The sequence below is a fragment of the Pseudoalteromonas sp. L1 genome (assembly GCF_021728095.1).
Taxonomy (GTDB): Bacteria; Pseudomonadota; Gammaproteobacteria; order Enterobacterales; family Alteromonadaceae; genus Pseudoalteromonas.
Genome location: NZ_JAKKCT010000001.1, coordinates 1186176 through 1211329, shown reverse-complemented (window position 1 = coordinate 1211329; position 25154 = coordinate 1186176). Strand labels below are relative to the sequence as shown.

The following is a 25154-nucleotide window of genomic DNA, read 5'->3' as shown; positions in this document are numbered from 1 at the left end:
ACTTCCTTAATATGGATTGATATAAATACTAATCTATTTAATTTTTCTGTAAATTTTAAAAATAATGTTAAATGCTAAAAGGGGAAAGACAGTAACAATGGCATAAAACATAGATTGCCTAGTATCCAAAGGTGATGAGAGCCAGTGATATGTTATGGCTGAAAAAATTATAAAATAGATTGTTAAGTTAAGCGCTTTACTCATTGTTTTGACATTTATTTACAGTTTTTGTTGAAAGGTCATTTATGAATGCTACTGCTTCTTGAACACTATTTTGTTCAATTCTTGGCACTATAATCGTTTTCATAAAAAATTCATTATTATCATTTTTTACTTCTATAAAAAATAAATCAAAGTCATGGCTATTAGGAAATTTAGCTTGAATAATTCTATTATGGCTAAATGGATTTTTTATGTCTTGAATGATTTTAGTATTATAAAAAAGGTGTTCTTCTAAGTTCTCTTTTTGGTATGCATTTAAAAAAGTATTATAAATCTTATCCACTGGTGTTGTTGAAGATATTTCCCTTTTTTTGAGGTTATCTTTAGTTAACTTCCATACATTAAGGCTTGCCTCAATTGAGTTAGAAGATATTTGTTCAGAGTAAATAGGAAGCCTTTCGGAAGCTGTGTTACATTTCACCTTAGATTGCCCGTGAACGGTAAAGTTAATGCAACAAAGGGAAAGAAAAATCATCGTTCTAATCATTTTTTACATTCTTTTCTATTTTAAAAGATAAGTAGTTTAAGTAGATAATACAAATTACTACAGTTGAAAAAAAGACGATACCTTTTTGCATTTCCGTAGAAGAGTAATACCAGCCTAATAAGGCTAAAAGCTCAATTAAGAATACTCCAGCTATCATCCTAACAATATTATTCATTATTAATTTGGTGTATTTATAGTGTTAATTGAAGAGCGTCTCTTAATTTCTGAGTTTACTTCGTTAAGTTCTGACTTGTTAAAAAAAACGGTCCCCCATACAACAATAGTAACCAAACCACCTTTAGTTAGTTTTCTCTCTTTCCATAACTTTTTAATAAAGTCTTTCCCGCTCATAAGAGATGCACCTACACCTGTAAAAGACGCGATATTATCAATTTGAGAGTGGAAGGATTGTTCCGCAAGTAATTCTTCCCTTGTTAGTGACCACACCCCCCAATCTTTGTTAATTAGTGTAGGCTCTACTGCAACTGATATTAGCTTCCCAGTTAGAGCTCTATTAGGTAAGCTTCTGATTAGAGTCATAACTTCGACTCTTTGATACCGATCTAAGTGGCGATAAAGTATTGCTCCACAAATAGCTTCGACTTCATTGTTACCTCCATCTTTAACTAATGCATATGGTATTTCAATTATTGTTGCCAGCGCCCTAAGTTGTTCAGCTGAGTTACTTGGCAGGGTGTAAGGAAGGTTATTTATTGAGAAAGTTGACATTTTTATTCCTTTAAAAATTGTTTATAAAGTCGTTGATAAGATTACGTAGTTCCTTTTTTAAAGTCAATCGTATCTACCATGAAGGTATAACTTCTTTAGATTTATAGTTTTCTTAGCCTTTTGGTTTTTACTAAAAAGTTTTTATTTACAGTATCTTGCCTCTTAAATTTTTATGGGCAGATAATGAAAAATTTTTAGTGGCCTGCTCATCAACAGAACAGAGTGACTTACCAGACTTTACTATTCCCAAAGACGTGATATCGCAAGCAAAAGACGAATTTAGACGCTCAGATAATAAAATTTTATTTATGATGATGGTTAATCAAGCGGGTAATGTTGTGAAAGTCAGTGTGTTGGGTAAAAAATTACAAAACAAGCAATTCTTAAATATGTTTAAAAAGAATATGTACCAGCTTAAATATCCAAAGGCACAAAAAGGCGACCCAGAATTTAGAGAATTTATTTTACCATTCGATGTACAAACTGAAGTAGAATTTTATGGCTAATTTTAATGGCAAAGGAAATACAATGAAGAATATCTTGTGAGTAGCTTTACTCATTACCGCGGCGATATTTTCTACTTATATATTCACGATTCTAGTGTAGCCTAAACAATTGTGATTCCTAATAGTTATGTGTAATTTAATTTTTAAAAGTCGTATTTTGATAATTTTTTGTCTGGCTTCGTACTAAGCTAACGTATAAAAAAGCTGAGGCTAATACCATCTGAAAGCTATTATGTCTAAACATACAAGGAGAGTTTCGTGAAAAAATCTATATTGATATTAATTTGTTTTCTTCTGTCATTTTCTGGTAGTGCAAAAGACACATTCACCTCAGAACAATTAATTGAGAAAGCTAAAACATTTGTAGCAGCAAAAAATGCGCGTCAACAGCCCAACACGACAACTAAAGAATAGACTACTTTATCTCGTTGCTAGCCGATGATTTTATTGATGAACACGTCAAATTCAAATTTGTTTATACAGATAAATCAAAACTCCGAGAGGATATGGTTAGTAAGCTAAATAATGAAGTTATCTTTAGTTCAATAGAAATAAATGAGGTAATGGTTGGCGCTAATGTCGTTTTTGTAAAATGACTGAATTAGGCAAAGTTAAGCCTGCTCATTTAGACAAAACTATCGAGTACAATAAAACCAATATTGTTTCACTTGAGTTTGATCAATTAGGCTTAATTAAACACATTCGCCGACATCACGGCTAATGTTTACCTATCAAAATGGATGTCTAAATGTTGGGTAGATGTTCGTTACTAATCGATTCTAGCCACATTTGAGTAGATATAACAAGTTGCTGCACTTGAGAAAATTACTCGCTTTGCTTCCAATTTTTTCGGTAAGCAAGGCATTATATCTGTGTATAGTAAGTAGGTCATATGGAAAAAATTGTTGTAGGTTTAGTCGGTGTTTTACTTGGTGTTCTATTAAACGAATATTTCCGTAGAAATGCCAGAATAGAGAAATACTCAGAAAAGGTTTTTGAAAAACGCTTAGAAATTTACGAGCGTTTTTCAAAAGAAATTAGCTCAGCTGCATCACTAATTTCAAATTTAGTCGATTCAGAAGATTTTGATACTGAGCAAAAACAAGAACTGGCTTTTCAAGCGGGTTTAAAAGTGATGGAGTTCACTGATGAGCACAACTTCTACCTTAATGAAGAGATTACGGTGCACTGTGGAATGGTTTTTGTTGAGGCTCGTAACATTTTTAGAGACGATATTGATTCTGAAAAGTTGAAAGGTTTCCGCAAAGGTATTAAAGAAGCTCAGTTAATGATTCGTAGTGAATCTGGGCTATGTGAGATGGACAATTTTTTCTCAAAATTGACTAAATCTACCCCTGGTGGCAAATTGATTGAGGGGTATAGAGTGATTAAAAAACAGTATGAAAAATCAGAGGTATAACAAAATCTTTAAGGGTTATTGTCAACGCGTGGCATTTTCATCATGCATTGGCCTTAGTGTTTAATGTGGTATGCGTCAGTATCGGTATTGCGTCGCTCAAACCTTAACAGGGCGTTAGTGTGCCAAGACAGCATTGATATTCATAAACGTAATTAAGAGGAAAAGATGAAATTTAATATGTCTGTTGATGATAACTTTGCTTCATTCTTTGATGAAGAGAGTGAGAACTATATTTTTGTTGATAGTTTTGATAATGAAAATTTTGATGTGAGGCTCGGAAATGTAAGTGAATCAGAGGAGGTTGGCTCAATTTCTGCGAAAAGTGACTCTGAATTGAACGCGAAGCTTGAAGAGCTTTATCTTAGCATTATGGAAAAGCGAACATGATTTCACAAGCTCAAATAGCTGCGCTTGAAAGCTCAGTAAATGAAATTTTACGTCGCCATAAAATGTCATTTAAGTTATCTAAGCACTTTGTTAAAGATAGAATGAATGATACACGTAATAATCCGTTGATAATGATTGCTGAGCTTAACTCTATATTTAATAGGTTAACAACATTACACGTAGGGGCGCTTAAAAAATTAAGTCACAATGATACTTTTAATATCAGGTGTACAGCCTCACACATAAATATGCCTTGCGCTGTAAATAAGATTGAGGTTGATGGTGATGATCATCAAGAAAATATAGCTATCACGGTAATGAGAAAAAAGGACTGGAAATCAAAGGACTCCAAAGAGTTTCTTGTTTAATTAAAGAGCGTGTAAGCAAGCCGCTCAACAATGACGCACAAAGCAAGTATTCAAGACAACTCAAAGTCACCCGTTAATGAATGGCTAGCTAAGGTTGCTACATTAAAGCTAATGTAGAGCAGTACATAAATGGTCAATCAGACACAAACCTAACTTTTTAACGCATGCACTAAAAACTGATTTTAATAGATTATCTCAAGCCTGAAACCGTACTCTATGACACAACACTGAGTGATTTGGTTTATTGATTGCAAAAGAAATCGTTCATGTGGTTACTCGTAAGGCTTCTAAAGTGCCAAATGTTATCTTAAAATTAAGCTGAGGATGAAAAGCGGTAGGTTTATGCTTCTTTGTCCTTTATTGCAGTTTAATAATTTTACTGTTTATTAAGGCGTCAGCTATACAAAAGGATTTTAATGAAATATTCAATTTTAACGTCAATATCATTCGTTTTATTTATGGGGTGTTCATCAACACCACAGCCAGAAAGGCCTCATGCAGTTCTGCAAAAAACAGCAAATCCAACTTATCCAATTCATGCTGTACGTAATAGAATTGAAGGCTATGTTCAAATGAGTTTCGATATTAGTGAGCATGGTGAACCAGTTAATATTCACGTTTTGAACTCTGTGCCTGAACACATCTTTGATAAAGCCGCGATTAAGGCCCTATCTAATTGGAAATATGCGCCTAAAGTTGAAAACGGTGTTGCAGTAATGCAAAAAAACCTTCAAGTGCAGTTAGATTTTAAATTAGGTTAATTGATTAAGCATTGTATCACTAAAAACCAATTTTTTAGGCTTTATGGTATTAATATCAATGAGTTGTGTACATATAATTACGCAAGGTTAGCTGATATTTTTTCCTAAAAGCTTCTGTGCTATGCTGCGATAAATTTTTAAATGGATTTTTGTGTTATGTCTCGTCTTTCGCAACGAGTGTTCCGCGCTGAACAATTCCAGATCGGTGAAGGCAATATTAGTGGCTATATTGCGTGCTTTTTGGCTATTTTATCCTGTTTAGGGGTTTTAGCGTTTCACTTTCCTGAGTACTTAACGACGCCAGAGCTCAGACAAAATTACAGTGTTGAGTTTTTACGTCAGCTAATGTTTGTGGCATTAATTATTTCGGGCAGTTTAGGGCTCTTGAATTTTGTTCGTAATACTAATAAACGGCTCGGTGCAACGGCTTGGTTTTTTATCGTTGTGGCAATTACGTTTGGTGGGCCGAATGTTGAAGTGGGCGACTTCAGAGATAACACGCCGTATTTAGGGCTAGATTGGTTTATTCTTGATTTACTTGGCTCTACACTCATTTTTATCTTAATAGAAAAGCTTTTACCGCATCGTAGGGAGCAAAAGATCCTCCGCTCTGAGTGGCAAGGTGATTTGAACCATTTCTTTGTAAATCATTTAATTATCGGTTTTGTACTGCTTGCTACTAACCAGTTTGTGCATCATGCATTTGGTTGGGCGGTATCAGAGACTGTGCAAGGCTTTATTGTACAAATGCCGTTTCTTTTACAACTGTTTTTGATTATTTTAGTAGCCGATTTAATGCAGTATTTTGTGCATCGTGCTTATCATGAAGTGCCACTGCTTTGGCGTTTTCATGCTGTACATCACAGTGCAAAAGAAATGGATTGGTTGGCAGGCTCTCGACAGCATATTTTAGAAATTTTAGTCACCCGAAGTTTAGTGCTCACACCGATTTTTGTGTTAGGTTTTCCATCTGAAGTGATTAGCCTTTATGTGATTATTGTCGGTTTTCAGGCTGTGTTTAACCATGCTAACGTAAGAGTGAAATTTGGCTGGTTAAGGTATGTGATTGTTACACCACAATTTCATCATTGGCACCATTCTTCAGATAAAGCAGCCATCGACAGAAACTATGCCGCGCACTTTTCGTTTTTAGATTATTTGTTAGGTACCGCTGTAAAAGGTCAAGCTGAATGGCCCGATAAATACGGGGTGGTTGGTGACTACATGCCTGAAGGCATGCTTAGGCAGCAGCTATTTCCTTTTAAAAAACAAAAGTAATCGCTAGGTTATTTAACGGCTAAATTATTAGCCGTTAAATAATATGACATTAAAATTGTGCGTTGTGATAAACGTTTTGTACGTCGTCACAATCTTCTAGCATGGCTAAAAAGCGTTCCATGACTTCAACGTCTTCACCTTCAATCGGTGCTTCTACTTGCGGCACAAAGGCAATTAGATCTTCGTGGAAATCAGTAATGCCCATTTCTTCAAGTGCTGTACGCGTGTTGTTGTATTCAGTGTGTGGAGCGAATACAGTCACTTTACCGTCTTCAACTTCTACATCAGTTACATCTACATCAGCCATCATTAGTGCTTCTAAAACAGCTTCGTCATCATCACCATCAAATACAAAAATAGCGAGGTGATCAAATAAGTGTGATACTGAATTTTGTGCGCCAATTTTTGCATTTGCTTTTGTAAAACAAACACGTACGTCAGCGAAGGTACGTTTGTTGTTGTCGGTTAAGCAGTCAACAATGATCATACAGTTGCCTGGGCCGTAACCTTCGTAGCGAGTTGCTACGTAATCTTCGCCGCCACCCCCTTTGGCTTTATCGATTGCACGCTCGATTACGTGCGTAGGTACTTGGTCTTTTTTAGCACGCTCAATTAAGCGACGAAGCGCTAAGTTGCCATCGGGATCAACACCACCATTCTTAGCGCAGATATAAATTTCTTTTCCGTACTTTGAATAAACTTTGGTTTTTGCACCCGCAGTTTTTGCCATTGAGTCTTTTTTGTTTTGATAAGCTCTGCCCATCTGCGTGTTGCCTTTTTGTTATAGATAAAAATAAAGCGGTTATTCTAATCATTTAACCTACTAGTTAACAGTGTTTATTCTTCGCTTTGCTGTAACTGCCACATTCGTGCGTATTCACCATTCGCTGCAAGCAGTTGATGGTGCTGACCTTGTTCAACAACCTGTCCTTGTTTCATCACAATAATTTTGTCTGCGTCAGTAACTGTTGATAAACGATGTGCAATCACTAAGCTGGTGTGCTTTTGTGCGACTTCACGCATCGCACTAAGAATGGCTTGCTCTGAATGCGAATCTAGCGCCGATGTTGCTTCATCAAATAATAAAATCGGTGAACCTTTTAAAATGGCTCTGGCTATTGCAATGCGCTGTTTTTCACCGCCCGACACTTTTAAACCGCGCTCACCAACAAGGGTTTTATCGCCTTTATCTAGGCTTGCAATAAATCCATCTAAATGGGCAAGGCTTATGGCTTTATCAATTTCATCTTCGCTTGCTGTTGGATTTCCGTAGGCAATGTTTTCGCGAATGCTGGTATTAAATAGCACGGTATCTTGCGGTACGATGGCAATAGCTTGGCGCAAGCTCTCAAGTGTTACTGTGTTGATTGCTTGCTCATCGATATAAATTTTACCCTCATCAACATCATAAAAACGGTAGAGCAGGCGGCTTAGCGTGCTTTTACCTGCGCCACTGGCACCCACAATCGCCACTTTGCTGCCTGAAGTTACCTCAAAGCTTAAGTTATTTAAAATTGGCCGTTGTTTATCGTAACTAAACGACACACTTTCAAATCGAATAGCAGCTTTGGTTGCATTTAATGGTTTTGCATCTTTGTCATCGCTAATAGCGGCTTTTCGATTTAACAGCCCCAGCATATTTTCAAGATCAGTCAGCGCACGGCGTATCTCACGATAAACAAAGCCTAAAAAGTTAAGCGGCAAGAATAGCTGGATCATGTAAGCATTGATCATCACTAGTTCACCTATTGTCAGCTCTTTATTGACCACTGAGCTGGCACCTAGCCACATTAGCGCTGTAATAGCCGCGGCAATAATAAGCGCTTGCCCTGAATTAAGCGCCAGTAATGATAAACGATTTTTTAGCCTCGCTTGTTCCCACTTAGCTAAAAAGCCGTCGTAGGTGCTCGCTTCATAGTGTTCATTGTTGAAGTACTTAACGGTTTCGTAATTTAGTAAGCTATCGATAGCACGGCTGTTTGAGTTATTATCGGCAGCATTTGCTTCACGAATAAATCGGTTACGCCACTGAGTTACAATCACAGTAAAAGCAATGTAAGTAGCGACTGCAATTAATGTGACAAGTGCAAACCAAGGTGAAAACAAGGTTGCAAAAATAATCGCTACTGTGATTATTTCAAATAAGGTTGGTACGATATTAAACATCAAAAAGCGCATTAAAAAACTGAGGCCACTTGTACCACGCTCTATATCGCGACTAATTCCACCGGTTTGCCTATCAAGATGAAAGGCAAGTTCTAAACTATGCAAGTGTTTAAATACTTTTAAGCCAATATGGCGCATAGCGTGCTCTGTAACACGACCAAATAATGCATCGCGTACTTCACCAAAAAATACACTGGCAAAGCGCAGTAAACCATAAGCGATCAGTAAGGCAATAGGAACGCTTAATAGCGGGTTGGTACTTGCATCAACCGCGTCAATTATTTCTTTTAGTGCCCAAGGCATCAGTAATGTGGCGCCTTTTGCAGCAATAAGCGCCAAGATGGCTAAAATAACGCGGCCTTTAAAGCTCATTAAATAGGGCCAGAGTGTTTTGATGCTTTGTGATAGGTTCATTGCATCAGGCGATCTCGTCACCTGTTCTTTGCGGCTCATTCCACGCATGGGGGTCTCTTAAAATCAATTTGATAAAAATAGGCAAAAGCTTTCGTGTTTTAGGCAAGTGTAGTTTGCAGATTTACCTCTATACTGAATGCAGTATACACCAGCGCATTAGCAAATTAGTTAATGCATGAGTTAAACACGAAGAAAATTAAGGAGTAAGCATGAAAACTGTCGGTTATGCAGCACATGATTCTGAAAAACCATTAGAGCCGTATCATTTTGAACGCCGTGCACTTCGTGATGAAGATGTATCCATTGAAATTCTGTATTGTGGTGTGTGCCATTCTGACTTACACACAGCAGAAAACGATTGGGGCTGGACTCAGTATCCTGTCGTACCAGGCCATGAAATTGTTGGCCGTGTCCTTGAAGTAGGCAGTGGCGTTACTAAATACAAAGTGGGCGATAATGTTGCAGTAGGGTGTATGGTTGATAGCTGTTTAAGCTGTGACCAATGTCATCATGGTGAAGAACAGTTTTGTCGCGAAGGTATGGTAGGGACCTACTCAGGCCAAGACCGTATCAGTGGTGAACTCACTCAAGGTGGTTATTCAAAACACATTGTGGTGCGAGAAGAGTTTGTATTGAGCGTACCAGAAGGTTTAGACCTTGCTAAATGTGCGCCAATTCTATGTGCCGGTATCACAACGTATTCGCCACTACGCACGTGGAATGTCGGCCCAGGTAGTCGTGTTGGTGTGATTGGGCTAGGTGGTTTAGGCCACATGGCAATTAAAATCGCAGCTGCAATGGGCGCACATGTTACGGCAATTAGCCGTAGTGATAAGAAAAAACAGCAGGTTTTATCTTATGGCGCAAAAGATTTATTGGTATCGAGCGATGAAGCTGCCATGCAAGCGCATGCTAATCAGTTTGATGTGATCATTAATACCATTCCGGTAAAACACGACTTTACGCCGTATATTCCGCTTTTAGATATTGATGGTACGCAAGTATTGGTTGGTCAAGTAGGTGAGCTTGCTGAGTCTAACTCAGTGCCGTTATTAATGGGGCGTCGCCGTGTTGCTGGCTCATTAATTGGCGGTATTGCGCAAACCCAAGAAATCCTCGATTTCTGTGCGTTACATAATATTTTGCCAGAAGTTGAAATGATCAAAATGGAACAAATTAATGACGCATTCGATAAGTTAAAGCAAGGTGATATGGCCTCACGCTTTGTTATCGACATGTCATCATTAGAAGTTTAACTCGTTTAACAAAGTTAAATGACTAAGCGGGCCTAATTAGGCCCGCTTTATTTTAGTTACTTTTATTTTGTCACTATTTGTTTAAGTAATGCCTTGTGTTTTATTTTTTTACCCTCATTATACCCCTGTTATCCGCTTAATTTATTGGTCAGTTCTTGTTACGGTTTTTCTCAGTCATTATCTTGCTCTTTACTGTGTTCTTTAGTGCACAGAGCATGGCTATGCCTGACAATCACTCACACTTTGCTGCGACTAAATTGTTCCAAGTGGAGCTGACTAAAACCCCTGTTATTTCCCAAACTCATACAGCTGAGCATCCTAAACCGGTAGAACCATCGGGGTTTGATACCCTTGTGCCGCGTTTAACTGCCAGTAATTCATCATTGTTTCTTTATCATAGTCAGGTTGATCCTGATTACGAGCTATTGATTGAATTCTTTGCTGAAGATTGGGGAAAAGAGCACTTTTTAGCGCCGCCAGGTGCTGTGCGTGTGATCCCATGGTTTGCGTTAGCCACTCAACGTAAATCTCGCATTAGTGGCTGGAAAGACGCTAATCTTTTATATAAAGCCAACACGACCTACCATAACTAAACGACTTCCTTCGTTACTTTTTATTTTTTGGAATTAATTTTTACCGGCTGACAATGCCGGAAGGAAGTCATGTATGTCACATAAATCTAAGCCGGCGCTATGGCGTCGTCTAAAAATGAGTTATGTCGCTATGATAGCGGCGTGTATTTTATTAGCGGTTAGCGCACTACCTAACCTTTACCCTAACAAATCTTGGTTGCACATTAGCTTACCAGATCAAACTGTGACGCTGCAAAGTGTGACAACGTCACTAAATCAACATGGTTTTGAAGTGACTGAAGCCAATGATAGCCAAGCACAACTGGTTATTTTATTAGCTGAGCCGACTCAAAGTGCTAATGCGTTGAGCTTTATAAAAACGCAATACCCACAGCTAGAGGCTAAAATTGTTGAGCATGCGACAAGTCCACAATGGCTTCAGCAGCTTGGCCTTTCACCGATTAAGTTGGGACTCGACTTAAATGGTGGGGTGTTATTCGTACTTGATGTCGACCTAGATAAAGCAATGCAAGAGCACTTAAACAGTGTGTATCAACAAACTAAATTGACGCTTCGCAAAGACAAAATTCGTGGGATTCGGGCAAGTGAAGTAAAAGGAGGGGTTGAGCTACAAATTTTACCAAGCGGTGAGGAGCAACTGGCAGGGCTTGTCTCAACGTTACAAAGTCAATTCAAAGGCCTGATGCAAACTAAATCAACAACGAATAACTTAACCACGGTATTACTGCATTTTAATGAGCAAAGCCAAAATGAATTCAATAAACAAGTTATGGCGCAAAGCTTAACAACCCTGCGTGGTCGTATTGAAGAGCTTGGTATCACTGAAGCAGTAACGCAAAGACAAGGTAAGCAGCGCATTCGCATTGAGTTACCCGGTGTGCAAGACCCATCTGAAGCAAAGCGTATTATCGGTGCAACTGCGACCCTCGATTTTTATCAAGTCGTCGAAGTAGGTGGTAAAGCGTTTAATGTACAAGGCGGTGGCGTTGTTAATTTAAATCCGATGGCGATTTTTTCAGGTGATCACATTAATAATGCCAGTGTTGGCAAAGATGAATGGGGCAAGCCTTTAGTTCAGCTTAGTTTAGATTCGCAAGGTGGTGATGCGATGTCTGCTTTTTCGAAGCACAACATAGGTAAGCCTATGGCCACGGTGTATTCTGAATACTCACGGGATGCAAATGGCGACGTTGTGAAAAAAAGCGAAGTGATTAATGTGGCAAACATTGCCCAACATTTAAGTTCTCGTTTTAGCATTACTAACATGAAAAGCCCGCAAGCAGCCTACGATTTAGCGCTTTTACTACGCGCAGGGTCACTCACAGCGCCAGTGACAATCGTTCAAGAACAAACCATAGGCCCAAGCTTAGGCAGTGAAAACATTGAACACGGTTTAGCTGCGTTAATGCTGGGTATCGGTATTACCCTTGCCTTTATGGCGCTTTGGTATCGTCGCTTAGGGCTGATTGCCAATATTGCTTTACTGCTTAATTTAACGGCTTTAGTTGGTTTAATGTCGTTATTACCGGGGGTTGTGCTGACCTTACCGGGGATTGCAGGACTTGTACTGACGATAGGGATGGCAGTTGATACAAATGTGATTATCTTTGAGCGAATAAGAGAAGAGAAGCGTAAAGGTCGACCTACATATCAAGCGATTGAGCAAGGTTATAACCAAGCTTTTACGACTATTTTTGATGCCAATGTGACCACCATGATCACGGCAATTATTTTATACGCTATAGGTTATGGCCCGGTGAAAGGCTTTGCAATCACATTAGCGCTTGGACTATTAACTAGCGTTTTTACTGGCGTTTATATTTCGAAAGCCCTTAGCCAAACACTCTACATTAAACTAACTAATTTAACGGGGGCTAAAGCATGAGATGGTCAACATTAACTGCAGCGAGTAAAGCGCGCGTTTTAGGGTTATTACTAAGTTGTGTTTTAGTCATCGCGAGCTTAAGTGTTTTATCTGTAAAAGGGCTAAACTTTGGTCTTGATTTTACAGGTGGCTACATCAGTGAAATTAACACAACGTCAGTGACGTCAATTGCTGATTTAAAAGCAAAGTTAAGCCCTGAGGTTGCGAGTAAATTAACCATTAGTAAAGCGGGTGAATATCACTTTGTTTTAAGAGAAGCACCAGAGGCTAGCAAAGCGAGTACTTGGCAAGCAGAGCTGAATGAGCAAGGTGTAGACTATAGCGTCTTATCTAGCTCATTTTTAGGTTCACAAGTGGGTGATGAGCTTTTTGAGCAAGGTTGTTTAGCTTTATTTGCGGCGCTGATTGCAATTATGGTTTATCTTGCCGTGCGCTTTGAATGGCGACTCGCGGTAGGTTCAGTGGTTGCACTGTTACATGATTTAATCTTAGTGCTTGGTTTGTTTTCCTTGTTAGGGCTTGAATTTAATTTAACCGTGCTGGCGAGTTTACTGGCTATTATTGGTTATTCATTAAATGACTCAATTATTGTTGGCGACAGAGTCAGAGAGCTTTTACGTATTCAGCCAGACAATCAACGCATTAATACCCATGTTGTAATTAACGATGCAATTGGCTCTACGTTAACGCGTACATTGATCACCTCAGGCACAACACTTGCGACCATTGCTTGCATTTGGCTGCTTGCAGGGGCTGCATTAACGGGTTTTGCCATCGCGTTATTTGTAGGCATTGTGGTGGGCACCTTCTCATCGATTTGTATCGCTGCGACCTTGCCGCAGTTATTGGGGTTAAGTTCAGAAAATTACACCCAAACACTGGATGATAAAACCAAAGCCTATATGGATATGCCATAAGTCACTTTTATAACTTACTTTCATCAGCCGCTATTTTTCCATAGAATAGCGGCTTTTCTGTTTTAACTGCTTTGATATGAATAAAACACACGTAATTGAACATTTACGCTTTGCGCTAGAGGCACAACTACAGAGCACCAAAGCAGCGGCAAAAGCGGCTCATGACGCTGCAACTCACGAAGAAAGTGTCGCTGAAACCCAATACGATACCTTGGGTTTAGAGGCCGCATACTTAGCGCAAGGGCAAGCTGAACGAGTTAATGAGTGCTACCGTGATATTCAAGCATTCAATACGGTGTTCAAAGAAAGCGAATTTAATAAGGTTCGTGAAGGTGCATTAGTGTGTCTTATCGATGAGCAAGATAACGCAAAGTGGTTCTTCATGGGTCCAAGTGCAGGTGGCTTAGTGGTGACCGTAAAAGAGCAGCCTATTTATGTTGTAACCCGAGAAGCGCCGTTAGGTAAGCAATTGATTGGCAAACAAATTGATGATGAAGTTGAACTTTCTATTGCTGGTAATAAACAGCTGTACACCATAGATCAGTTAATTTAGTTTTTGGTATTTTTAATCAGTAAATTTCATCTTCAAGTAAAAAATATCTCGTTGGTAACAAAGCAAAAAAACCTCTATAAATCACTTCAAGCATAATGCTTATAAGCACCCATCTAGTTAAGTGAAATTTAGCCTCATGCGTTCACTTAATTGGTTGGGTGTTTTTCATTTTATCTATGGCTTAATTTAGGAAAAGTCGTGTTTAAAACCTTGATTGTGGTTGATAACAATGAGCAACGTATTGCTCAAAATTTCGAAAATGTCATTACCTTTGACACCTACTTACGTGATTACCCAAAACATAATGAGCCAAAAACTCGCATTTTAAACTTGTGTGATACAGGGCAGTATTTAAGTAAAGGTTATTATTGTTCTTTACTTGCTGAAGCAAGAAAGCATCAGGTATTACCGAGTGTAAAAACAATTAATGCACTACGCAGTGATGAGCACAGTACGCGTCATAAAGAGCTTGCTGGTGGCACAGTATTTTTTGGTCACACAGATCAAGAGCAGCAAAGCAAAGCAACTAAAGCGCTATTTTCACAATACCCAGCGCCTATTTTAGTGTGTGATGAGCAAGGGGTTGTTAAGCAAGGTACGATTGCTTCATTAAATGACACCACCTTTACGGAGTTTGTAAAACAACTCAGTAGCTTTACAGAATCCGTGTGGCGTATAAACGATAAAAAACGTCGTTACCGTTGGGATATGGCTATATTGGTTGATCACCAAGAAAAGGTGCCGCCAAGTGATAAAGATGCTATTGCTAAATTTATTAAAGCAGCTGCTAAACATGGTATTTATGCCCAAGCACTGACATTTGATGAAATTACCAGCATCGCACAGTTTGATGCACTATTTATTCGCCAAACAACGGCTATCGACCATCCAACCTATCGCTTAGCGAGTAAAGCACAAAGCTTAGGGCTGGTGGTGATTGACGATGCAGAGTCGATACTGCGCTGTTGTAATAAAGTGTATTTGCACGATGCCTTTAATTATCAAAAAGTGCCGAGTTTAAAAACTCACGTTGTGGCTGATACAAGTGAAGAGACAATTGAAAGCTTAGAAGCGCACTTTAGCTATCCGCTGGTATTAAAAATGCCAGAAGGCTCTTTCTCAAAAGGCGTCTTTAAAGTCGCTAATCGTGATGAGTTAGTTGCTAAGTTAACTGAGCTGTTTGAGTTCAGTGCACTTGTGCTTGCACAAGAGTACATGTACACCGAATACGACTGGCGTGTCGGGGTGTTAAATGGCCGTGCAATTTATGCGTGTCGTTATTTAATGGCGCGTAATCACTGGCAAATTTACAACCATGATGCAAAACGTTTCTTCTCAGGTGGCTTTGAAACCTTGCCAACATTTGAGCTACCTAAAGTGGTACTTGATGCGGCATTAAAAGCCTGTAAAACGGTGGGTAAAGGTTTGTATGGTGTTGATGTTAAAGAACACCAAGGCAAGGCATACGTGTTAGAAGTGAATGACAACCCAAGTATTGACCATAAAGTCGAAGATGCTTATTTAGGTGATGAGCTTTATATGATCATTATGGATGAGTTTAAACAACGCCTTGAAGCGCGGGGCCGCGGTTAATGAATGCATCTGTTTGTCAAATCCGTTTTGCTAAGGCTGCGGATTTGGCGGCCCTTGTTGCCATTGAAGAGCAAAGCTTTAGCCAAGATAGATTAAGTAGTCGTAGTTTAAAGCGCTGGATCAGCGCAAGCCACGGCTTACTGATGGTGGCCGAGGTAGATAATCAATTGGTTGGTTATGGTTTAGTGTGGTGCCACAAGGGGACCCGCCTTGCTCGGTTATATTCATTGGCTGTTTTGCAATCTCAGCAAGGCAAAGGTATTGCTTCACAGCTACTGCTTGCGCTTGAAAATGAAACGGCTAAACGGGGCCGTTTATACATGCGTTTAGAAGTTGCGGTAAACAACCAATCAGCAATTCGCTTGTATGAAAAGCAGGGTTACCAGGTGTTTGGTCATTACAGTGATTATTATGACGACCATAGTGATGCCCATCGAATGCAAAAAAACATTCGTCGTAATATCGAATTTAATGCCGATAAACACACGCCTTGGTATCAGCAAACAACTGAGTTTACCTGTGGTCCCGCGGCATTATTAATGGCGATGTCGTCATTAAACGAAACACCTATGAGTCAGCTAAAAGAGCTGGATATATGGCGTGAAGCAACTACTATTTTTATGACATCAGGTCATGGCGGTTGTCATCCTCTAGGGTTAGCACTTGCTGCAATGAAACGTGGTTTCAAAGCCGATGTTATTTTAAATACCCGTGATTCGTTGTTTATTGATGGCGTAAGAAGCGAAAAGAAAAAAGCCATCTTGCATACAGTACACAATCAGTTTGTAGCAGAGGCGATTACTGCAAAACTGCCGGTGCGGTATCAAGAGTTAACTTTGCTAGCTATTGAAGATTGGCTTGCTGAGGGTAAAGCGGTGGTGTTATTGATCAGCACCTATCGGTTCGATGGTAAAAAATCACCGCATTGGGTGTGTGTAACGCATATTGATGAGCATTGTTTATACGTGCATGACCCGTTTTGTGAAAATGAAAAGCAATTGGCGATTGATTGTCAGCATGTGCCGATAGCGAAAGTTGATTTTACTAAAATGGCCAGCTTTGGTTCATCAAGGTTAAGTACCGCAATGGCCTTTTCTATTTAATATAATTTTGGAAGTACAGTGACGTTTAGTAGTCTATTAGATATTGCTCCATACTCTTGGCCAGCGATTGGTAGCGCTGCATTTTGCGGTGCTATTATTGGTATGGAGCGTCAATTACGTGGTAAGCCGGTGGGTATTCGTACATCTGCATTAATTGTATTAGGGACTTATTTGTTTTTAGCAACGGCTTTTATGTTACATGGTGATGTGATTGATCACTCCCGTGTGGTTGGGCAAATAATTACCGGAATTGGCTTTTTAGGTGCAGGTGTTATGCTAGCGAAGGATGGCGCAGTGGTTGGCGTTACGTCTGCGGCGACCATTTGGGTACTGGCATCTATTGGCGTTGTCATTGCCACCGATAACTTACTCGCTGCGATAAAGCTTTCAGTGTTAGTCGTTGTTATTTTATATGGTGTTGATGTGCTTGAGGCTAAGTTTAAAAACTTAGGGCGCGGCGTGCACGCACGGGTAAAACGCTATTCAAAGTTGTACTATCGTAAAGAAAAGTGAGCAAAAGTTAGCTATTAAACAACACTAAACGGAAAATAAAATTAATGGCACCTTGTTACACAATAAAGCCTGCTAGTTTACAAGACGTATTGCTGGTTGATTGCCAAATTCCCGAATTTGATGGCAGAAATACGCTCAATAAATTACAAGCTAGGATAGCTAATTGTGAGCACCTTATTTTAGGTGCCTATATAAATAATGAGCCTGTGGCCTACAAACTAGCTTATGCGTTACATGCAAATACCTTCTATAGCTGGCTTGGTGCAGTGGCGCCAAAATGGCGAGGGAAGGGGATTGCACAGGCATTATTGAAAGCGCAGGAAGCATGGATTAAAGAACATGATTATGATGCTATTCATGTAAAATCGATGAATCGTTTTCCTGCAATGCTGAGTATGCTTATTAAAAATGACTATCAAATAGTGGGCTATGAAGACAAAGGCACACCACAAAGTAGTAAAATTTTATTTTCCAAAACATTTCTTCCAGATAAAACTACTTAGGTAAGTTTATTAAAAAGTGTGCCCCTACTGAGCTCTCAAGCGCACATATATCACCTTGCAGTTGTTGGGTCACTATTTTTTTCGCGATACTCAGGCCAAGCCCCATACCTGATTGATTATCTTTGCCTTTGTAAAATGGGGTAAAAATAAAGTGGTGTTCGTTGCTGTTAATGCCGATGCCATTATCTATGTAATGAACTTTTAAAACTTCGTCAAAATCATAAATATTAATCTCAATGACTGGGTTATCGGTTTTACTGAATGCATGTTCAATGGAGTTTTGCAGTAAAATAAACAGGACTTGTTTGAGTAAATCAGTCGCTACTTCACATTGGCTATGTGGATCCTGATATTTCACTGTAAGTTTAATATTCTGATGTTTCATTTTTTCTTCTAAATGATCCGTTAGAGACTCAGCAAGTTCAGCTAAGGACATAATCGTTTTATTTGATTGTGGATTAGGATAAAGCAAATCCTGCAAAATGCGGATTTTGTACGCACAAGTTGATAAGTTTCGATTTAACAATTCACTGGTGTTTATTATTGTGCTTAATGTGTTTTGTAATGCGAGTTCACTTAATCTTTTTTGTAGCAGTTTAGCTTGAGTCTCTTTTACAGCCAACTCTGTTACGTCTACTGCGGTGATGCAATTACCAAGAGGGGTATTAACTTCATGAGCAATCCCTCTGATTAAGGTTGCAAGCTCTGCAAATTGCTGTTGTTCAAACGCTTGCTTTTGCTGATACAGTAACTTGAGCTGTGTTTCAAAACTTTGCTTTATTGTTTCAAGAAGCTTGATTACAGGCTCGTCATACTCATGCGGTTTGCTATCGAGAATGCAAATAGTGCCAAACGGAGTCGTATCTCCAGCACTAATTGGCAAGCCTAAATACGAAATCATATTAAGTTTGATGTCAGGGTTTTCCTTCCAGTCATCATCAATCAGTGCATTTGGAATATTAAGCAGTTTTTGGGTTTTTATTACATGTTCGCAATAAAGGCCTGAATCTTCTAATTCTTCGCTGTCACCAATCTTATAGGGATTTTCTTGATAATCATTTTTCGAAAATACGCTAATAATGTTGTTTTCGACTTTCATTACTAACGCAACAGGGACATTGGCAAACAGGGCTAAAACTTCAAGCGTTTTATTCCAACTCTGCACTAACTCATTATAATCAGGTTGATACATTTATTGGCTCAAAATAGTGAGATACAACTATTTAAAAGCTTAGTAATAATTTCTAAATCAGCAACTTGAATAAGCTGTATTGGTGTTAATTTTTTAACTTTATTTAATTCATATGGCCTATGTTTAACCAAAAAGCTTTCGTCTTACTACAGTACGATACTCACTGGGCGTTTGTGATAACACTTTTTTAAAAACCCGGGTTAAATGGCCTTGGTCATTATAGCCAACTTCAAGTGCCACCTCTTGAATCGATAAATTTGATGAAGCTAGTAGCTCTTTTGCTGCTTGTACGCGTAATTGCTGCCAATACTCAACGGGCGTTTGGCTGGTGGCTTGGCGAAATCGCCGCGTGAAGGTGCGATAACTCAAGCTAAATTGCGCCGCAACCTCATGCAGTGTTAGCTCAGAGGCTAAATTGTTTTTTAACCAAAACTGGATCTGCGCGATAAGTTCATCAGGGTGTTTATCAACAGCACCTTCAAGGTAGCGTTGATCTTCATAAGGCTTACGAATTTCATGGGAAAAGTTGCGCTCAACATGTTGCGCTGCTTCTCGGCCATAATATTGGCTGATAATATGGACAATCACATCAGCAAGGGCATTTAAACTAGCAACGGTATACATGCGCTCAGATTGCGTGATGAAAAAGTCAGGTTTAAGCTGCACATTTGGGTAATCCCGCTTAAATTGCTCTGCATAATGCCAATGAGTAGTTGCGGGGTGACCGTCCAGCAACCCAGCCTCAGCTACTAAGCAGTTGCCGGTCCCCACACCAATAATATTGCTTCCTTGCTGCCAAGAATCGCTAAGCCAGTGTATTAATTGCTGTTGTTTACTCACTACCGGACGCGGGTTACGCCAAATACCAGGTACAATAATTAAGTCACTGGTGGGGGCAGTGTCAGCTTCGCAGTCTGGCACAATAGCAAGACCTGTACGATTGGGGATGGCATTTAAGTTACTTGCTACCAAGTTAATGTTTAAGGGCCTAAATTCTTCTGATTGCGAATGGCTTTTAGCAAAAGCTTCGCCTGCTCTGAGCATTTCGATGGGCAGAGTTAAACTGGTTATTAGCAAGTGAGGATAAACCAATATACTAATTTCTATCGCTTTTGCTTGTTGAAGATTCGTCACTCAAATTGCTCCGACCAGTTAATTTTGGCTCATTGTGCAGGATATTTGGCTATTTAAGCACAAACTGTGCGGGTTAATCCATTTAAACTTGGCTTAATTCTCGTAACACGTTTTCTCAAGGTTAATTATGACAGCATTACCCGTTATTGTTGGTATGGGTGGTATTAATGCCGCTGGCCGCACTTCTTTTCATCAAGGTTATCGTCGTATCGTGTTAGACAGCTTGGACGCTAAAGCCCGCCAAGAAACATTTTTAGGGTTAGCGACACTCATGAATTTAGTCACGTTGACTGAAGGTGTTTTAAAAGATGCAGATGGAAACACTGTTAATGAAGCTGATATTGAAGCTCGATTCGGTGAGCAGGTTTTAGCTGGTACGCTTATTCGTAAGATTGAAAAAAATCATTTTGATGTTGACGCCACACCTTGGCAACAAAAAATGACGCTGACAGCATCAGATGAGCAACAGATTGTATTTGAAACGCGTCGTCGTGATTTACCAACGCCAGTACCTGAAAGTTGGTTAGTTGAAGACCTTAGCGATAAAAAAGTAAAAGTAACTATTAGTGCTGATATTGCAGTTAAACATGACAGCACACGTGATAACCCTATTAAAGCAGCTGGTCAGTTACCAACAGGTTTTGAACCTGCAAATATGTACAACAGTCGTTATCAACCTAGGGGCCTTCAAGCAACTATTTTTGCCGCAACAGATGCAATTCGCTCAACAGGGCTTGATTGGCAGCATGTTATGAATAGCGTTGAACCTGATCAAATTGGCACTTATTCAGCATCTGTTGTTGGACAAGTTGATGACGAAGGGTTAGGTGGTTTAATCCGCTCACGTCAGCAGGGCGACCGTGTAAGTACTAAACAATTAGCACTTGGCTTAAATACCATGTCGACTGACTTCATTAACGCGTATGTGACGGGTAATGTTGGGACAACGTTTACCACATCAGGTGCGTGTGCGACATTTTTATATAACCTACGTGCTGCGGTAAATGATATTCAAGCGGGTCGTACTCGTGTCGCGATTGTGGCATCGGTTGAGTGTGCAATCACACCTGAAATTGTTGAAGGTTTTGGCAATATGAGTGCGCTTGCTAATGAAGAAGGACTCAAGCGTTTAGATAATACAGAGGTGGTTGATCACCGCCGTACAAGCCGCCCATTTGGCGAGAACTGTGGCTTCACAATTGGTGAGGGAGCACAGGTTGTTATTTTGATGGATGATGCCCTTGCTTTAGAACTCGGTGCAGACATTCAAGGTTCCGTTGCTGATGTATTTGTTAATGCAGATGGTATTAAAAAATCAATCACCGCCCCTGGACCTGGTAATTATATTACTATGGCTAAATCAGTCGCGCTGGCTAGTCGTATTGTTGGCCAAGAAGCAGTGCAAAAACGTAGCTTTATTTTGGCGCATGGTTCAAGTACACCCCAAAACCGAGTTACAGAATCGCTTATCTACCATAAGGTAGCAGAGACCTTTGCTATTGATAACTGGAAGGTTGCTGCGCCTAAAGCGTATGTTGGCCATACGATTGCTCCAGCTAGTGGTGATCAGTTGGCTATGGCACTGGGCGTGTTTAGCCACAACATTATGCCAGGTATTACGACAATCGATAAAGTCGCTGAGGATGTGTATAGCGATCATTTAGATATCCGCACTGAGCATTACCAGTGTGATGCAATGGATGTCGCATTTATTAACTCAAAAGGGTTTGGTGGTAATAATGCGACAGCAACAGTGCTTTCACCTGCAATGACATTAAAGATGTTAGCTAAGCGTCATGGCGATGCGGCCATGGCACAATATCAAGACCGTCATACTCAAGTTGCACTAGCACAAGCTGACTATCAACAACAAGCTGATTTAGGTCATTATGAGCTAATTTACCGTTTTGGGGATGGTTTAATCGATGAAAATGAGATTGTAATGAGTGCTGACTCAATGACAATCCCAGGTTTTGATAAATCAATTGCGTTATCAAAATCGAACCCGTATCAGGATATGTTTTAAGATCAAGACATGTTTAAGCACATTCTTGACAGCAAGGCGCTTCTATAGCGCCTTTTTTCTTATTTAAAGCGCTTTACATATCGTAAGGTTACAAAATTGATCAACGCCATCAAAAAAGCTATTTCATAGCGACTAAACGCAACGGCAATGCCAATTAAACCCATATTCCAAATACTTGCAGCAGTCGCTGTACCATAGGTGGAATTTTTATTCTTTAAAATTGCGCCACCACCAATAAAGCCTATACCGGTGATAATTCCTTCAAGTACTTTTGATTCAGCCTCTGAGCTTGTTAAAACTGACATGCCAACCAATGCATAGCCACAGGACGCCACTGCAACCAGCGGAAAAGTTCTTAAGCCAGCTCCGTTACTTGTCTTTTCTCGGTCAAAGGCCATAGGTAAGGCAAGTAAATAGGCAATACCTAGGTGAATTAAATTATCAATGACTTCATGCCAGTCTAAATTAAAGTCCATTTATCAATTCCTAAAATATACACTCTGTTTACATAGCAAGTTTAGTACCTAGTTAATATTTATAGAAAAATAAGGTAATTAGGACATCTAGCCGAGTTTTAGTGGATCTTAATTGCTATAATTTTGCGAATTTTACCCAGTAGCGTGTCAAATTTTCAGACTTAGTTTATTTGCACACCGTCATGCACTTTTTAAAAGTGTTCACTATGTAGGCTATAATTTGAAATATTCAATCACCATGCTAGAAAAAACAGCGCTGGCTATTTGCATTTTTATTGCGCTCATTGCTGCGGCTCAGCCTGAGCTGATGACGGAACATATACAGCCTGTGGTTCAGGACATCCTCTCTTTTCTAGGAAGTGGCTTTTTCCTGTTCGTTAACTTCTTATTATTTGCCGTTATCATTCTTTCATTTAGCCCCTTGGGCGGCCGAAAAATAGGCGGTGAGCATGCAAAAATTGAATATTCCAACTTTGGTTGGTTTGCCATGTTATTCGCAGCCGGAATGGGATCAGGACTGGTCTTTTGGGGAGTTGCAGAGCCTGCACTGCATTTTATGAACCCTCCTTTAAAGCAAAGTCTATACCCTGATAGGTTAGCAAGTAGCCTTGCATTAACCCTTGTTAATTGGGGAGCTCATGCATGGGCCTTGTATGCCGTGTTTGGCTTAGTGCTAGGAGGGTTGACGCAATACAGTGGTAACTCTGGCGATATATGTGCACCTGTTATGAGTGCGTTTGGAAATAAACTTAGCCTACGTAAGAAGCGAGGAGTGGTCTTTACGATTAAACTACTTGCTGTTTTTGCTGTGTTCTTCGGCGTTGTTGGAACAATTGCAAACTCAACATTACTTATTAGTAAGGGCGTTGAGGTTGAACTGGGTATTACATCGCCTTTATTGATAGGCACTGTAATCGTAAGTGTATTATTTGTTATTTATACTTTATCAGCGAAATTAGGCCTTAGAAGAGGGGTGCAATCGTTAAGTATCTTTAATGTCCTTTTAGCATTTTCATTATTGATTTGGCTATTATTTATCGTGCCTGTTGCACCTATTATGAAGATTGCACTAGATGGAACAGGTTATTATTTACAATTACTAGCCACAGGAACATGGCAGTTTGATAGTCAATTAAACACATCCACTTGGGCAACGCACTGGACATATAACTATTATTTTTGGTGGTTAGCTTGGGGGCCATTTGTCGGTGTATTTCTAGCCAACATTAGTCAAGGCAGAAAAGTGTGGCAATTTATTTTGGCGGTTGTCGGTATTCCTACATGTGTCACGATTATTTGGTTTTCTGTATTCTCTGGCGCTGCAATTGAGTGGGACAAACTAAACCAAGCCGGTATTTTATCAGCGATTAAGCATGACTACACTCAAGGGTTGTTTGTATTTTTTAGTCAGTTAGGCTGGCAAGGAACCATTTTGATATGGAGTAGCTTGTTATTACTTTTAGTGTTTGTTGCAACCTCGGCGGACTCCGCTATTTTAGTGATAAGGCAGCTTGTTCAAAATCAGTTTAAAAATGAGAGCACACTGTATGCATGGTGTTTGGCGTTATTTATGTGCAGTTTTGCACTGCTTTTACAACAAGATGAGCCTTTAAATCGGAGTATAGCGATTTTAGGGGCTTTGCCATTTTTAGCTGTTTTTATTTTGCAATTAGCAGGGTTTTTGAAAGAGTTTGTTCGTGACTTGTGTGCATAATTCGAACACTTTTTTACGGTAAAATATAAGTATAGCAATATACTTAATGAGTTATTATGAGTGTGAGGAAATTGATCCCCCACACTCATCAAATGGCAATTAAAGGTATTGCTTATGAAACACTAAGTGCTCATCAATAAAGCTACTAATGAAAAAGTAACTGTGATCATAGCCTGCGTGCATGTTTATCTCAGCGGGATAATCTCTTTCATTCACTACTGCAAATAAGTTTTCTGTTTTAAGCTGCTCTGTTAAAAAGTTATCAGCGTCGCCTTGATCAACGCGTATTGGCAGGTAATTATCAGCTTGTGCCTGCTTCATTAGTTCACACGTATCGTATTTAAGCCAACTGCTTTTGTTACTACCTAAATAGTTAGTAAACGCCTTTTCACCCCATGGGCAGTTAACAGGGTTTACGATTGGGCTAAAGGCACTGGCACTTACATATTGCTCAGGGTTTCTAAGGGCAATCATCAATGCGCCGTGACCACCCATTGAGTGACCTGCAATGGCTTTTTTATCACTGACGGGGAAGTGTGCCTCAATAAGTGCAGGTAACTCAGAAACAACATAATCGTACATATTATAATGCACGTTATAAGGTGCCTCTGTAGCGTTCACATAAAAACCTGCACCTTGGCCAAAGTCGTAGTTTTCATCATCAGGCACATTATCACCACGAGGGCTCGTATCTGGTGCAACGATTGCAATACCTAGCTCAGCCGCTTTTTTGAAGGCACCTGCTTTTTGCATAAAGTTTTCATCAGTACAGGTTAAACCTGATAACCAATACATGACGGGGACTTTGTTTGTTTCACTGGCACCAGGCGGTAAAAATATTGCAAAACGCATAGCACAATGGGTACTGCTTGCTTGGTGTGTGTATTGTTTATGCCAGCCACCGCTGACTTTTGTTGAGCTTATGTTTTCTAGCATAACCGCATCCTTGAAACAAAGA

General features: G+C 39.6%; 26 protein-coding genes. 18 read left to right on the top strand and 8 right to left on the bottom strand.

Going from position 1 to position 25154, the window contains the following annotated elements; translation table 11 throughout:
* Positions 1-196: 196 nt before the first annotated feature.
* The gene (locus L3V38_RS05660) at positions 197-709 is read right to left on the bottom strand and encodes a hypothetical protein (RefSeq protein ID WP_237118663.1); all 513 of its coding nucleotides are present in this window, start codon (positions 707-709) and stop codon (positions 197-199) included.
* 177 nt (positions 710-886) lie between these two features.
* Complete coding sequence (locus tag L3V38_RS05655) at positions 887-1438, bottom strand: hypothetical protein (RefSeq protein ID WP_062568936.1); 552 nt, start codon at positions 1436-1438, stop codon at positions 887-889.
* Between the two features lie 197 nt (positions 1439-1635).
* On the opposite strand from L3V38_RS05655, the gene L3V38_RS05650 reads away from it, so the two are divergent.
* The 7 genes from L3V38_RS05650 (at position 1636) to L3V38_RS05615 (ending at position 6158) form a co-directional block, all read left to right on the top strand.
* Entirely contained in the window at positions 1636-1944 is a 309-nt protein-coding gene (locus L3V38_RS05650) for a hypothetical protein (RefSeq protein WP_237118662.1), read from the top strand.
* A gap of 258 nt (positions 1945-2202) precedes the next feature.
* Positions 2203-2358: a hypothetical protein gene (locus L3V38_RS05645; protein ID WP_237118661.1), complete on the top strand. Its 156-nt coding sequence runs from the start codon at positions 2203-2205 to the stop codon at positions 2356-2358.
* 478 nt (positions 2359-2836) lie between these two features.
* The gene (locus L3V38_RS05640) at positions 2837-3364 is read left to right on the top strand and encodes a hypothetical protein (RefSeq protein ID WP_237118660.1); all 528 of its coding nucleotides are present in this window, start codon (positions 2837-2839) and stop codon (positions 3362-3364) included.
* 165 nt (positions 3365-3529) lie between these two features.
* A complete protein-coding gene (locus L3V38_RS05630; protein WP_193988732.1) occupies positions 3530-3751 on the top strand; it encodes a hypothetical protein in 222 nt (73 codons plus the stop codon).
* A complete protein-coding gene (locus L3V38_RS05625; RefSeq protein WP_237118659.1) occupies positions 3748-4119 on the top strand; it encodes a hypothetical protein in 372 nt (123 codons plus the stop codon). The genes L3V38_RS05630 and L3V38_RS05625 overlap by 4 nt, the downstream gene beginning before the upstream one ends.
* 416 nt (positions 4120-4535) lie before the next feature.
* The gene (locus L3V38_RS05620; protein WP_237118658.1) at positions 4536-4880 is read left to right on the top strand and encodes an energy transducer TonB; all 345 of its coding nucleotides are present in this window, start codon (positions 4536-4538) and stop codon (positions 4878-4880) included.
* 156 nt (positions 4881-5036) lie between these two features.
* Positions 5037-6158, top strand: coding sequence for a sterol desaturase family protein (locus L3V38_RS05615; protein ID WP_237118657.1), 1122 nt, complete (start codon positions 5037-5039; stop codon positions 6156-6158).
* Positions 6159-6207: 49 nt separating this feature from the next.
* Here L3V38_RS05615 and L3V38_RS05610 read toward each other — a convergent pair whose 3' ends face one another.
* Both L3V38_RS05610 and L3V38_RS05605 read right to left on the bottom strand, forming a co-directional pair.
* Positions 6208-6921: a YebC/PmpR family DNA-binding transcriptional regulator gene (locus L3V38_RS05610; protein WP_054561631.1), complete on the bottom strand. Its 714-nt coding sequence runs from the start codon at positions 6919-6921 to the stop codon at positions 6208-6210.
* 74 nt (positions 6922-6995) lie between these two features.
* Positions 6996-8777: an ABC transporter ATP-binding protein/permease gene (locus L3V38_RS05605; RefSeq protein ID WP_237118768.1), complete on the bottom strand. Its 1782-nt coding sequence runs from the start codon at positions 8775-8777 to the stop codon at positions 6996-6998.
* 170 nt (positions 8778-8947) lie between these two features.
* Between L3V38_RS05605 and L3V38_RS05600 the strand changes: the two genes are divergently transcribed.
* The 9 genes from L3V38_RS05600 (at position 8948) to L3V38_RS05560 (ending at position 17654) form a co-directional block, all read left to right on the top strand.
* Positions 8948-9994 carry an NAD(P)-dependent alcohol dehydrogenase gene (locus L3V38_RS05600; protein ID WP_199526404.1) on the top strand — a complete coding sequence of 349 codons (1047 nt, stop codon included), beginning with the start codon at positions 8948-8950 and terminating at the stop codon, positions 9992-9994.
* 221 nt (positions 9995-10215) lie between these two features.
* Complete coding sequence (locus L3V38_RS05595; RefSeq protein ID WP_237118656.1) at positions 10216-10587, top strand: hypothetical protein; 372 nt, start codon at positions 10216-10218, stop codon at positions 10585-10587.
* 73 nt (positions 10588-10660) lie between these two features.
* The gene (gene secD / locus L3V38_RS05590) at positions 10661-12472 is read left to right on the top strand and encodes a protein translocase subunit SecD (RefSeq protein ID WP_237118655.1); all 1812 of its coding nucleotides are present in this window, start codon (positions 10661-10663) and stop codon (positions 12470-12472) included.
* The gene (gene secF / locus L3V38_RS05585) at positions 12469-13389 is read left to right on the top strand and encodes a protein translocase subunit SecF (RefSeq protein ID WP_237118654.1); all 921 of its coding nucleotides are present in this window, start codon (positions 12469-12471) and stop codon (positions 13387-13389) included. The genes secD and secF overlap by 4 nt, the downstream gene beginning before the upstream one ends.
* A 76-nt stretch (positions 13390-13465) precedes the next feature.
* Entirely contained in the window at positions 13466-13942 is a 477-nt protein-coding gene (locus tag L3V38_RS05580) for a GreA/GreB family elongation factor (protein WP_237118653.1), read from the top strand.
* A 198-nt stretch (positions 13943-14140) separates the two neighbouring features.
* The gene (locus tag L3V38_RS05575) at positions 14141-15535 is read left to right on the top strand and encodes a RimK family protein (RefSeq protein ID WP_237118652.1); all 1395 of its coding nucleotides are present in this window, start codon (positions 14141-14143) and stop codon (positions 15533-15535) included.
* Positions 15535-16638, top strand: a complete 1104-nt coding sequence (locus L3V38_RS05570) for a GNAT family N-acetyltransferase/peptidase C39 family protein (protein WP_237118651.1) — start codon at positions 15535-15537, stop codon at positions 16636-16638. Before L3V38_RS05575 ends, L3V38_RS05570 begins: the two co-directional genes overlap by 1 nt.
* A gap of 18 nt (positions 16639-16656) precedes the next feature.
* On the top strand, positions 16657-17151 hold the full coding sequence (locus tag L3V38_RS05565) for an MgtC/SapB family protein (protein WP_130149754.1): 495 nt from the start codon (positions 16657-16659) through the stop codon (positions 17149-17151).
* Positions 17152-17195: 44 nt separating this feature from the next.
* Entirely contained in the window at positions 17196-17654 is a 459-nt protein-coding gene (locus L3V38_RS05560; RefSeq protein ID WP_237118650.1) for a GNAT family N-acetyltransferase, read from the top strand.
* Here the strand turns inward: L3V38_RS05560 and L3V38_RS05555 are convergent.
* Together L3V38_RS05555 and L3V38_RS05550 are read right to left on the bottom strand one after the other, a co-directional pair.
* Positions 17647-18846 (bottom strand): ATP-binding protein, encoded by a 1200-nt coding sequence (locus L3V38_RS05555; protein WP_237118649.1) that lies wholly within the window; start codon positions 18844-18846, stop codon positions 17647-17649. The two genes, L3V38_RS05560 and L3V38_RS05555, sit on opposite strands and share 8 nt — an antisense overlap.
* 123 nt (positions 18847-18969) lie before the next feature.
* The gene (locus L3V38_RS05550; protein ID WP_237118648.1) at positions 18970-19980 is read right to left on the bottom strand and encodes a helix-turn-helix domain-containing protein; all 1011 of its coding nucleotides are present in this window, start codon (positions 19978-19980) and stop codon (positions 18970-18972) included.
* 127 nt (positions 19981-20107) lie between these two features.
* On the opposite strand from L3V38_RS05550, the gene L3V38_RS05545 reads away from it, so the two are divergent.
* Positions 20108-22006, top strand: coding sequence for a beta-ketoacyl synthase (locus tag L3V38_RS05545; protein ID WP_237118647.1), 1899 nt, complete (start codon positions 20108-20110; stop codon positions 22004-22006).
* A gap of 59 nt (positions 22007-22065) precedes the next feature.
* On the opposite strand, the gene L3V38_RS05540 is transcribed toward L3V38_RS05545, so the two are convergent.
* The gene (locus L3V38_RS05540; RefSeq protein ID WP_130149759.1) at positions 22066-22482 is read right to left on the bottom strand and encodes an MgtC/SapB family protein; all 417 of its coding nucleotides are present in this window, start codon (positions 22480-22482) and stop codon (positions 22066-22068) included.
* Between the two features lie 220 nt (positions 22483-22702).
* Here L3V38_RS05540 and L3V38_RS05535 point away from each other — a divergent pair, with 220 nt between their 5' ends.
* Positions 22703-24196, top strand: a complete 1494-nt coding sequence (locus L3V38_RS05535) for a BCCT family transporter (protein ID WP_237118646.1) — start codon at positions 22703-22705, stop codon at positions 24194-24196.
* Between the two features lie 99 nt (positions 24197-24295).
* On the opposite strand, the gene fghA is transcribed toward L3V38_RS05535, so the two are convergent.
* Positions 24296-25132, bottom strand: coding sequence for an S-formylglutathione hydrolase (gene fghA / locus L3V38_RS05530; RefSeq protein WP_237118645.1), 837 nt, complete (start codon positions 25130-25132; stop codon positions 24296-24298).
* Between the last annotated feature and the right edge of the window lie 22 nt (positions 25133-25154).

Bases quoted from the DNA above. Each gene is read 5' to 3' on its own strand.
- L3V38_RS05560 (WP_237118650.1), top strand. From the start codon at position 17,196: ATGGCACCTTGTTACACAATAAAGCCTGCTAGTTTACAAGACGTATTG.
- L3V38_RS05555 (WP_237118649.1), bottom strand. From the start codon at position 18,846: ATGTATCAACCTGATTATAATGAGTTAGTGCAGAGTTGGAATAAAACG.
- L3V38_RS05640 (WP_237118660.1), top strand. From the start codon at position 2,837: ATGGAAAAAATTGTTGTAGGTTTAGTCGGTGTTTTACTTGGTGTTCTA.
- secD (WP_237118655.1), top strand. From the start codon at position 10,661: ATGTCACATAAATCTAAGCCGGCGCTATGGCGTCGTCTAAAAATGAGT.
- L3V38_RS05625 (WP_237118659.1), top strand. From the start codon at position 3,748: ATGATTTCACAAGCTCAAATAGCTGCGCTTGAAAGCTCAGTAAATGAA.
- L3V38_RS05615 (WP_237118657.1), top strand. From the start codon at position 5,037: ATGTCTCGTCTTTCGCAACGAGTGTTCCGCGCTGAACAATTCCAGATC.
- L3V38_RS05610 (WP_054561631.1), bottom strand. From the start codon at position 6,921: ATGGGCAGAGCTTATCAAAACAAAAAAGACTCAATGGCAAAAACTGCG.
- L3V38_RS05655 (WP_062568936.1), bottom strand. From the start codon at position 1,438: ATGTCAACTTTCTCAATAAATAACCTTCCTTACACCCTGCCAAGTAAC.
- L3V38_RS05580 (WP_237118653.1), top strand. From the start codon at position 13,466: ATGAATAAAACACACGTAATTGAACATTTACGCTTTGCGCTAGAGGCA.
- L3V38_RS05545 (WP_237118647.1), top strand. From the start codon at position 20,108: ATGACAGCATTACCCGTTATTGTTGGTATGGGTGGTATTAATGCCGCT.
- L3V38_RS05595 (WP_237118656.1), top strand. From the start codon at position 10,216: ATGCCTGACAATCACTCACACTTTGCTGCGACTAAATTGTTCCAAGTG.
- L3V38_RS05630 (WP_193988732.1), top strand. From the start codon at position 3,530: ATGAAATTTAATATGTCTGTTGATGATAACTTTGCTTCATTCTTTGAT.
- L3V38_RS05605 (WP_237118768.1), bottom strand. From the start codon at position 8,777: ATGAGCCGCAAAGAACAGGTGACGAGATCGCCTGATGCAATGAACCTA.
- L3V38_RS05540 (WP_130149759.1), bottom strand. From the start codon at position 22,482: ATGGACTTTAATTTAGACTGGCATGAAGTCATTGATAATTTAATTCAC.
- L3V38_RS05620 (WP_237118658.1), top strand. From the start codon at position 4,536: ATGAAATATTCAATTTTAACGTCAATATCATTCGTTTTATTTATGGGG.
- fghA (WP_237118645.1), bottom strand. From the start codon at position 25,132: ATGCTAGAAAACATAAGCTCAACAAAAGTCAGCGGTGGCTGGCATAAA.
- L3V38_RS05660 (WP_237118663.1), bottom strand. From the start codon at position 709: ATGATTAGAACGATGATTTTTCTTTCCCTTTGTTGCATTAACTTTACC.
- secF (WP_237118654.1), top strand. From the start codon at position 12,469: ATGAGATGGTCAACATTAACTGCAGCGAGTAAAGCGCGCGTTTTAGGG.
- L3V38_RS05570 (WP_237118651.1), top strand. From the start codon at position 15,535: ATGAATGCATCTGTTTGTCAAATCCGTTTTGCTAAGGCTGCGGATTTG.
- L3V38_RS05600 (WP_199526404.1), top strand. From the start codon at position 8,948: ATGAAAACTGTCGGTTATGCAGCACATGATTCTGAAAAACCATTAGAG.